This window comes from Nostoc sp. FACHB-152 (assembly GCF_014697475.1).
Classification (GTDB): Bacteria; Cyanobacteriota; Cyanobacteriia; order Cyanobacteriales; family Nostocaceae; genus Nostoc_B.
In genome coordinates this window covers 13,068-23,174 of the sequence record NZ_JACJRV010000061.1, presented here as the reverse complement: position 1 = coordinate 23,174, position 10,107 = coordinate 13,068, and the positions used below count along the sequence as shown (strand labels likewise).

The 10,107-nt window shown below is 40.4% G+C and carries 8 protein-coding genes; 5 read left to right on the top strand and 3 right to left on the bottom strand.

The features are described 5' to 3' along the window. Nucleotides 1-5: 5 nt before the first annotated feature. Nucleotides 6-1,580, bottom strand: coding sequence for an AAA-like domain-containing protein (locus H6G76_RS27220; protein WP_190708145.1), 1,575 nt, complete (start codon nucleotides 1,578-1,580; stop codon nucleotides 6-8). A gap of 617 nt (nucleotides 1,581-2,197) precedes the next feature. Here H6G76_RS27220 and H6G76_RS27215 point away from each other — a divergent pair. The 5 genes from H6G76_RS27215 (at nucleotide 2,198) to H6G76_RS27195 (ending at nucleotide 5,518) form a co-directional block, all read left to right on the top strand. Then, nucleotides 2,198-2,650 (top strand): hypothetical protein, encoded by a 453-nt coding sequence (locus H6G76_RS27215; RefSeq protein WP_190708143.1) that lies wholly within the window; start codon nucleotides 2,198-2,200, stop codon nucleotides 2,648-2,650. Nucleotides 2,651-2,719: 69 nt separating this feature from the next. After that, nucleotides 2,720-3,175 (top strand): hypothetical protein, encoded by a 456-nt coding sequence (locus H6G76_RS27210; RefSeq protein WP_199337549.1) that lies wholly within the window; start codon nucleotides 2,720-2,722, stop codon nucleotides 3,173-3,175. 54 nt (nucleotides 3,176-3,229) lie between these two features. Continuing rightward, complete coding sequence (locus tag H6G76_RS27205) at nucleotides 3,230-3,793, top strand: hypothetical protein (RefSeq protein ID WP_190708141.1); 564 nt, start codon at nucleotides 3,230-3,232, stop codon at nucleotides 3,791-3,793. A 158-nt stretch (nucleotides 3,794-3,951) separates the two neighbouring features. Beyond that, on the top strand, nucleotides 3,952-4,764 hold the full coding sequence (locus H6G76_RS27200) for a CPBP family intramembrane glutamic endopeptidase (RefSeq protein ID WP_190708139.1): 813 nt from the start codon (nucleotides 3,952-3,954) through the stop codon (nucleotides 4,762-4,764). 43 nt (nucleotides 4,765-4,807) lie between these two features. Further along, nucleotides 4,808-5,518 carry a hypothetical protein gene (locus H6G76_RS27195; protein WP_190708136.1) on the top strand — a complete coding sequence of 237 codons (711 nt, stop codon included), beginning with the start codon at nucleotides 4,808-4,810 and terminating at the stop codon, nucleotides 5,516-5,518. A gap of 96 nt (nucleotides 5,519-5,614) precedes the next feature. Here the strand turns inward: H6G76_RS27195 and H6G76_RS27190 are convergent, their stop codons facing one another. Together H6G76_RS27190 and H6G76_RS27185 are read right to left on the bottom strand one after the other, a co-directional pair. After that, a complete protein-coding gene (locus H6G76_RS27190) occupies nucleotides 5,615-7,684 on the bottom strand; it encodes a M13 family metallopeptidase (protein ID WP_190708134.1) in 2,070 nt (689 codons plus the stop codon). 253 nt (nucleotides 7,685-7,937) lie between these two features. Then, complete coding sequence (locus H6G76_RS27185; RefSeq protein WP_190708132.1) at nucleotides 7,938-10,058, bottom strand: M13 family metallopeptidase; 2,121 nt, start codon at nucleotides 10,056-10,058, stop codon at nucleotides 7,938-7,940. Nucleotides 10,059-10,107 lie beyond the last annotated feature (49 nt).

Below are 10,107 nucleotides of genomic sequence, written 5' to 3'. Positions count from 1 at the left end.
TTTAATTATGACATTATATATTTTTTCAAGAAGTCTCTATATAATTTACAACTAATTACCCATTTTTGTTGCTGCAATTGAATTAACCCCATATTTTCTAATTGGTAGGTAGTTAATATATCTAAATCAATATTTTCATCTTTTGTTAAAAGGATTTTTATACTATCTAATAATTGGGCATTTTTTTGTAATTTGTTTAATAAAGTTCGTAAATGTTGGCGATAAATTCCTAATTCTGTGACTGCCGTTCGCAGAATCTCTTCTAATGTTAATTTCTGACAGTGCAAGTGATAAAGAGTAATATTAAGCAATGCCGGATGTCCCCCAATTAATTCCATTAATTGCTGCACTTGCTCGTTGTGTTGCCAATCAATTCCATAGTGGTTTGCTAACTCAATTACTTGCTCTAATGTAAATTCCGATAATTTCAATGGTAGCCCAATGTTAAACGGAGATTGATTAATATCCAGAGAAAGATAAACATCTGTGGAATAAACAATCACCAATCGCAGCTTTGTCCATACTTCATCCTGTTGCGCTTCTTCTTGCCAAGAACGTAACAGAGGTAGAAATTCATTGGCGAGATCGGGATATTCAAAAATATGCTGAACTTCATCAAACACCAATAATAGAGGTTTATCTAAAGGTGCAAGCAAATATTCTTTTAGATAAAGAGTGCAGCTAAGTTTACTACCTATTTCTTCGTCCCAATGTTTATTAACATTAAATTCTAAACCTAGTTGACGAGCAATACTTGCAGCTAACCATTGCATAAATAATTGAGGTTTTTGCAAAACATTAATATCAACTTGAGTCATATTTAGTTTTGCAGTCTCATACCCTAACATTCTGGCATGAGCTAAAATCCGTAACATCAGAGATGTTTTACCCATACCTCGATAACCTTTAATGCGAATTACGCATCCTGGTTGCATGATTTCTTGATATGCTAGTTCTTCTAGGGGAGGGCGAGGAATATAGAATTTTGAATCTAAAGATAAAGGGCCGCAAGGATATTTTATATATTCAGTAATCTTTACTTGACAGTTGTAATCACTCTGTTTGTGGAGTGAAATTTCACTTTTAATTTTCTCTCCACCGAGAAATACAGAAACAATTTCAGATGGTGCAGTCTTTGCTGTCATTGTTTTTTGTTGCAAAGACAATTTACTTTCGGATAATGAATCTGCATTATCTGAATACTCAGATAAATCTCGATCTATTACCTGTTGCTCTTCTTGGTAATCCTCGTGCTGAGAATCAATGTCATTTGCATCATAGAGAGTGTAGTCATTTTCATGCAAAGCTAAATCAAAAGCACTAAAGCAGATTCGCATGGTGCGCGGATCTATGCGAGAATTTAAAGACCATAAACGGCTTAAGCTAGAGGTGGAAATTCCAATGCGATCGCTCAATTCTACTTGGGTAAAACGTTTACCTCCTCTTGTTTGTCTCTCTTCTTCTAAAATTGCAGTTTGCAATCTCTTCAAACCAACAACCGTTAGAACTACTCCTCTTTTTCGTAGGGATTTATTTTTCTCCTCTTTCATCTCTAAATGAAATTTTTTGCTGATTTTCATAATTAATTTTTATTAAAAGCAATTTTATGACCTTAAATGACGTATGTGATGTTTTAATGGGTTTCATCTAGATATTAACTGATTTAAGCGACATTTTGAACTGCAAACATCTCAATAGAAAACATAATGAAAAAAAATATTAAGAAATTCTTTAGAATTTCGCGTAAATTAATATCCAAAAGATGTATATAAAAACACAAAAGTTGTCAGGGAATTAAGTAAGCCTTTGTTCAATCCTTCCATTGCCAAAGAGCTACAGACTATACACCAGTGTTTTTCAGCTAATTTGTTGGCAAGTTAGGTTAACTGATTTATCTGCACTTGAAGTAAATAGGAAAATATGACAGATTTAAATTTATCTGAAAATTAGAAACTTATCTTAATCTAAAGTAATAAAAAAATGTTGCATAAAATTTGTAGTTGTTGCCTTTTATCAAGTCAGGACTGTAGATTTTATCGCCAAGTAAAATCAATTGAAATTTATTCTCCAGTCTTAAATAATTGATTTTTAAACTTAGCATTATCTTAAAGTTGTATATTGATAAACAAGCAAATAACCACCTTAATAAAGATGATACTACTTACCAGTTTTTTAACTTGAGGAATTGTTTCTAATTATGTTTAGATCTGTTATTATTTCATCTTTACTGATCGCTAGTGCTGGTTTAAATATATTTCCTTGCATGACTGCTACAGCGCAAGAACCACCAGCCAATACACATAAAGAGGGATTTTGGCAACCTGTAGCAAGATTAAATAGCAAGAGTCCCATTACTATTCAGATAATTAATAAAGCAAGTTTTGCTATAGATTATGGGATAACCGATACGAAAGTGAAACATCCTTTAATTAGGGCAAAACAACAACTAACTCTCCGAAATCTTAACTATCCTCTACAGTTAGTTATCTATCCCGATTACAATATTGCAGGCAGTGCCAATTTTTTCTTGCAATACGCTGTTAAATTAAGAGATCAAGTTGTCGAGGTTACTGTTGAAGAAGCTGACAACGCCAATGAAAGTCATCGTGCTTTAGACATACAAGAAACAGGAGCAGTTTACTTGTATTAAACGTCATCAAATCTTTGTAAATCTCATCTATATCGAGAACTAAATTTTTGTCATCTCTGGGAGGTATATATGAGTAATAAACCTACCCCGATTATTTGTAACTATAAATTTAGTATGAAGCTTTCAAATCCGCTTTTGGTAATCGCTATGAAAAGCATCAACAAAAAATCTGTTGCTCTTTGTTTTGTCACTGCTGGCAGTCTTTTTTTGAGCATGGAGATGCTGGTTAGCTCTGCCCAAGCTCAAACATTTGAACCTGTTTCTATTATCATTTCCCAATCTGCTAAACCCGTCACATACATAACAGTAATCGACAAAAATACAATCGTCATCCAAATTACGGAAGGCGAATTTTTATTCCACGGCTATCTGGAGCGTACCTCTGGCGATAAATTCATTGGCGAGGACGAGCAGGTGCGCGTAATGTATGACCGAGGCACTAAGCAGGTTGTCGTGATTAACAAAAAGACGGGAACTGAGTTTTACAACTACTATTTCTCTGACACCAATGAAGGGGCTCTTTAGGTTAAAGCCAGCCAATTTTGTAATGATTCCTCAGATATTTGTACTGTAGACAACATGAAACTACACCGTTTAATTCCTGTCATCGTGAGTTCCCTAATCATCACAACTGCCCTCAATGCCCACGCACAAAATGCAGGAGATCCCGTTCGTGGACTTCAAGATTTAGTGAATGTCCGCGGACGAGATGGAGAAGCCATACTCCAAAAGCGGGGCTATAGGTTTCGCTGGGCTGAAAAATCTAATGATTCTACTTATAGCTATTGGACTCAAACTAAAACAGGTCGGTGCATTAGTGTGAGGACACAACAAGGTCGCTATGTCTCCCTAGTTAATACTGGAACCACAGCAGATTGCGATCGCGGAGATCGGCCGCGTAGTCAAAATACCAGCAATTCTTCCTCCCGACCCTTGCAAGACCTAGTAGGCGCGAGGGCTGGTCAAGCAGAGGGCGAAGTGCGGCGGCGAGGATATACCTATCGCCACAACCAAAGAGTGTCAAATACTTCTGTTGCTTCGTTCTGGACTGAAGGCAACTCAGGTCGGTGTATAGAAATCGTCACCTCAAACGGTCGCTATAAAAATATCTTTTACGTCGATTGGCATCACTGCGATCAATAATCCCGTTCTTGTGTCTAAACCATTTCCACAGAACTCATAACGCTGATTGACACTGGCCAAATTCTCTATGATTTGCCAGCGTGTTGATGTAGCTAAGTACCCCCCTTAAAGTTAGCCAGAATCCAGTCATTCCCAAATCTAGACAGGAGCGAAAAATCATGAGTTCAACCTCATTCTCAAAACCCAAAATCGCCATCTTAGCTGCCTGCCTCTATACGGCTGTCATGGGAATTGGTATGTTCTACATGAAAAACTTCAAGGGCATTACCTATGGCGAACCAGAAATGATGAATATTTTTTGGTTTGTGATGATTTTGGTCAATGCCATTAACGTCTTTTTTGTCAATCGCTTCTTTAGCTGGCAAGAGGTAGGATTTCGCAAACTCAAGACCAAACAACTCCTGTGGTTTGTGCCATTGTTCGCGGTATTAATCGCAATGTGGGTGTTGTTCTGGAAGGGGTTCGCCTCTGTACCATTTAATGCTGCACAGTGGCGACTATTTGCTGTGGCAGGGTTCACTACATTTTTGGTTGGTGTTGGCGAAGAAGTTATGTATCGGGGTATCGTTCTACACGCCTTTTTGACCACTCAACGGGTGTGGTGGGCGATGTTGGTGAGCGCGATCGGGTTTTCCCTTCTGCACTCGGTCAATGTGTTCGGTGGTGTAGCCCTAACAAATTCGCCAGTACAACTCATCGCCACCTTCTTGTTTGGCTGTGTTTTTGCGGCACTGATGCTTAAACTCAACAACATCTGGCCGCTGATTATCTTCCACTGGCTATGGGATTTTGTTCTATTTGCATCTGGCATCCTTAGCAATGGGGTGGGGGAGACTGTTTCGGTTTCGTCTGTGATCATCATTCCCATTGAAATCATTGTTAGCATTCTGCTGTGGTTGCAAATCAAGAAAGAACACAATCTCATTCAAGAGCAAGGCTCAATCTCAACTATGCAAAAAGTAAGAGATTGAATATTTTGATGGTAAAGTTTCCCAACAAATTCATGTAGATTCAATGCAACCAATGAAAAGCTTGCGAACATTAGTCCCCACTATTGTGGGTTTATTAACTCTTACAGTTACTCATCCTGTTAACGCTCAACCAGTGATTGACACTTTAGACAACGGTAATCTGAGTGTGACTGGTATGCGATCGGGAAGTGGCTGCACAGTCCTTTTTAACCCTGAAGGAGAGATCCTGCAACAGGGACGATCCTGTAGTTCCACAGATATTCGTAAAGCCCAGACAGCGATCGATACCTACCTGCGGGAACAAGGCACATCTGACAATCACAATGGCAGATCGTCGCGCCAAAATCTGACATTGATCTGCTATGGTGAAGGTCGCAAACCGGCTCTCGCAAATCGCTATGGATATGAATGGAACAACCGCCGCCATCGCTACGAATCAAGTAATCGCATAGAGTCAACGACTAGCGACTTCGATTCCGAGGTTCAGGTCGAAATCCGTGGTACACAGGGAAAAATCCATCTGACCGGAAAGCTCATCGCGCCGATCAATGACGGCGGTGACGATGGATGGTGGAAGCTCGACGACCTTAAGGTTTCACGCGATAAAATTACAGGAAAATACCGGATGAATGCGCTAAATAAACCCCATGTCAATATCGACCGGCGCAGCGGTAGGATCGCCATAGATGGGATTGAAAAGTTTCGGGGTGAGTGCGAATCAGGCGATTGGGGTGGCAGTAGAACCAAGTTCTAGCCTAATATTGGTCGTCAAAAAGACTTTGACAGGCGAGAGAAAGGGTTGAAACCCTTTCTCTCGCCTGTCAATATTTGTGCATTTATGAACTACTACTTACCAAATCTTCACGCGGTCTTTTTCATCGCGCCACATTGGATCACCCGGTTTGATGTCAAAGGTAGAGAAAAACTCTGATGTATTAGTTAAAGAACCCATAGCCCTGAATTGACCAGGAGGATGAGCGTCATTAAGAACTATTTTACGTAATATTTCAGGTCGCCATTGCGATTTCCACACCTGACCCCAAGCGATAAAGCAACGTTCTCCAGGGGTATATCCGTCAATTTTACTAGAGCGCTGTTTTGCTGTTAAATGACGTTGTAAAGCGGAATGAGCGGTTAAAATACCTCCTAAATCAGCGATATTCTCTCCTAGAGATAACTTACCATTGACAAATAACCCTGGCAGTGCTTCATATTTGTTATATTGTTCAACTAATTGATTGGCTTTTGCCTCAAACTTTTGAGCATCCTCTTTTGTCCACCAATCTTTTAGATTCCCTTCAGCATCATACAGTCGCCCCTGACTGTCAAAACCGTGAGTAAATTCATGGCCAATTATCGCGCCGATCGCACAATAATTAACAGCATCATCACCACTAGCATCGAAGAAAGGAGCTTGTAAAATAGCTGCGGGAATTTGAACTATATTTAACGATGGCTCGTAGGTGGCATTAACTGAGGTACTATTTGAATCTTGTGTAAAAGTCTCAGACACAAAAGGTTTTCCTAATTTATCGAAATTACGGCGACTTTGCCATTGATTCAAACGTGTGATATTACCTAAATAATCATTGGGGTCAATCTTGACACGAGAATAATTGAGCCATGTTTCCGGATAGCCTACATATTCTTTGATCTTATCGAGCTTGTCTAAAGCTTGTTTGCGAGTTTCTGCACTCATCCAAGTATTTTGCTCTAAGCGAAGTCTAAATTCAGCTTTGATATTTTTTACCATCTCCTCTGCTTTTGCTTTAGTAGCAGGGGGAAAATATTTGTCCACATAAAGTTTAGCGGTGGGATGCTCTAAATTTGTTCTGACTACTTCTGCTACTTCTTGATTACGGGGTTGGCGTTGTTGTGTCCCTAGTATTGTTTTAGTAAAAAAGTTGAAATGTTCTTGGGCAAAGTCTTCGCTCAAAAAAGAGGCATTACTATTTAATACTCGCCAACGTAAATAGGTTTTCCAGTCATCAAGAGAAGTTTCCCCTAATAACTGATTAGCTGCCACCATATACTTTGGCTGGGTGACAATAATCTCTTTAATCCCTGATAAACCAATGGTCGAAAAATAGCGATCCCAATCAATATTCGGTGTTTCCGACTTAAATTGAGCTATCTGTTTTTTGTTATAGGTAAGATTCACATCTGCGGCTTCCGTAGGTGTGAAAATAGCTTTAGCTAAGACTGTTTCTATCTGCAAAATAGTTTTTGCCTGAGTTGCCGCTTTGCTTGGTGTTTCTCCTGCCAATTCCAGTATTTTCGTAATATGAGCAATGTAAGCCTTTCTTTGTGAAGTAGAGTCTGAGCTTAGATAAAAATCTTTACCTAGTGTCTTTTCGATATGGGGTATTGGTTTCACATATAAAGCACTGACTTTTGCTTGTTTTACATCTGCCTCGACAATTAATGTGAAAACCGATGGTATTCCCATTAAACTTTGACTAGCCATGAGGGTGATCAAATCTTCTTTTGAAGATAGCGCTGCAATTTTGTCCAAGTCGGGTTTTAAAGGAGAAATACCCAATTTATTGAGTATTTTAGTATTCATCGCTGACCGATAAAGATCGCCTACTTGCTGAGTAGCACTTCCTGGTGATGCTGTGGAACTTTTGGCGGCCGCCTGTTCCATGATGGTTAATACTTTCTGATTCCTCTGGTCTTCAGCATGAGTAAAACTATCAACACGAAAATTATCATCAGGAATAACGGCATTTTTGAGCCAATTACCCGCCGCAAATTTATAAAAATCTACTTTAGGGCTAACAGATTTATCTATATGCTTAACGGAAAAGCCCACGGCTGTTGTGTTTTTGCTTGGGGTTGTGCTTGTGGTTGATTGAAAATTAATTATGGGCGCGATCGCTAAGGAAGAAATGACAAATAAACCAGAAAAAAGCTTCATGATCTTTAAAAAATGCAGTGATTTTAGGTTTGGCAGATGATATGGGAGTGATGTTCGATGTCACGGTTTCATTTCCATCTCAACTCCCATGTTAAGAAGCGGAAAATTTTTATCAAAATCGCAAAGCGCTACTCTCCGACTCCAACTGTCTTTGATTTTGAAGTAATAAGTAATGGGTATTACTCATTAGTCCTTACTCTTTACTCATTAGTCCTTACTCCTTACTCATTTAGTTTCACGGATCTCAGATTCCCTACCAGATTTTCACGCGGTCTTTCTCATCCCGCCACATTGGATCACCCGGTTTGATATCAAAGGCTTTGAAAAAACCGTCCTCATGTTGTAAAGGAGCAATGCCGCGATAAGCGCCGACTGGATGCCCATCGGTTGCTGTATTTTGGCGGAGAGCGCCTTCATTGACTTTCGTAGCCCATAACTGCGACCAAGCAATGAAGCAACGCTGTTGGGGTGTATAGCCATTAATCTTTTGATTGGCTTGGGGATTTTTCTGCAAATACTGCTCTAGTGCTTGATAAGCTAGGCTGACACCACCAACATCAGCCAGATTTTCCCCGACGGTGAGCTTTCCGTTCAATCTCACTCCCGGTAGCACTTCAAAAGCATCAGCCTGTTTCACCAGTTTGTCGGTCTGGGCTACGAATTTGGCAGCATCTTGATCAGTCCACCAATTTTGCAGATTACCTTGAGCATTGTAGAGCCGCCCTTGACTGTCAAAACCGTGAGTAATTTCATGACCAATCACAGCTCCCATCGAACAAAAGTTCACGGCTGCATCGCCTTTTGGATCAAAAAATGGTGGTTGCAGGAAAGCCGCAGGAATCTCAATTCCGTTGACGGTGGAATCGTAAGCTGCATTAACAACAATAGGTAATGTAGAGTTCGGAACGTCAAATTCATCGTTGGTAACGGGTTTGCCAAATCGGGACAGATCCCGGCGACTGAGAAATTCATTGGTGCGGATCACGTTACCAAAAAAGTCATCTCGGCGAATATCAACACTAGAATAATCAATCCATTTCTCTGGATACCCTACTTTGATCACTACGCGGTCTATTTTCTCTAGTGCTGACTTGCGGGTAGCATCAGTTAGCCATTTATTTGCTTCCAGTCGCGCCCTGAACAAAGTTTTAATCTGCTGGATTATTCCCTCTACCTGTTTTTTGGCTTCGGGAGAAAAATGTTTCTTGACATAGAGTTGAGACAAGGGATGACCATATTTTTCGGAGATGAGAGCAGTCACGCGTTTGCTACGCGACTGAAATTCAAATTCTTTGCCATAATATACCTTTTTAAAAGCGAGTAAAGGCTTTTCAAATGCCGGGGTTAAGTAGGCGATGTTTTGGTTTAACAAACCCCAACGTAAATAAGTCTTGATGTCATTAAGCGGGTATTCTTTCAGTATTTGGTTAATCTCTACCAATGAGCCAGGATCGACAACAACGACATTTCCTGTAGTAGGTAATTTCAACTCCTGAAAATATAGCTTCATGTCTAAATTCGACAACAAAGACTGAAGTTGGGCAAAGGACATCTTTTTCATTCTGCGGTTGGGATCTCTAAACTCGGCAGGGGTAAGTTGCTTGCTGGCAATGCGAGTCTCAATTTCTAAAATCTTTTTGGCTGCGGATGTCGCTTCTGCTGGAGAGCTACCAGCAATTGCCAAGGCCTCTGTCACATAATCCAAGTAGGCTTTGCGGATAGCATCTCTGTTGGGACTCAAATAATCCTCTTGAGATGGTAAGCCGAGAGTACCACCAATTAGGGCAATGGTATTGATTTTGTTATTTTGAGGATCAGGACTTATGCCCACCTGCACAATGATTGGCTTATTCAGTTTTATTTGCAGTTGGGCAAGGGTTTTCGTTAACTGTTGGGGCGAATCGATCGCCTGAACACGATCAAATAGTGGCTTCAGGGGGGAGACTCCCAAACTTTCTAGCTGCTTCACATCCATACCAGAAGCATATAAATCACCCACTTGTTGCAATGGACTGCCTTTTGCGGCTTTGGTACTTTGGGCGACAGACTGTTGTGTGATCTGCTCTAATTGTTGGGAAACCTGAACCGCCAGTAGGGCAATCCCGGAGATGCTCAATTGGTCAGGAGGAATCTTGGCAGCATCTAGCCATTTGCCTGCGGCGAATCGATGGAAGTCCTTTTTGGGATCTACCGTGGTATCCATTTTCTCTATGGAAAAACCCAGAGGTAACTGCTGTAGAGAAACTGGTTCAGAGGTTTTGCTCTTGGGCTGATCGCTGAGAGCGATGCTACAGGGTGTAGTGCAAATTCCCAGTAACAGAGCCATGCTGCTGGTTAACCAGGGAGAGAGGCGAAATTGCTGATTGTTGATCATATTTATTTGTTAATTCTGGTTGTTATTTCTGGATATCGTTGCGATCGCC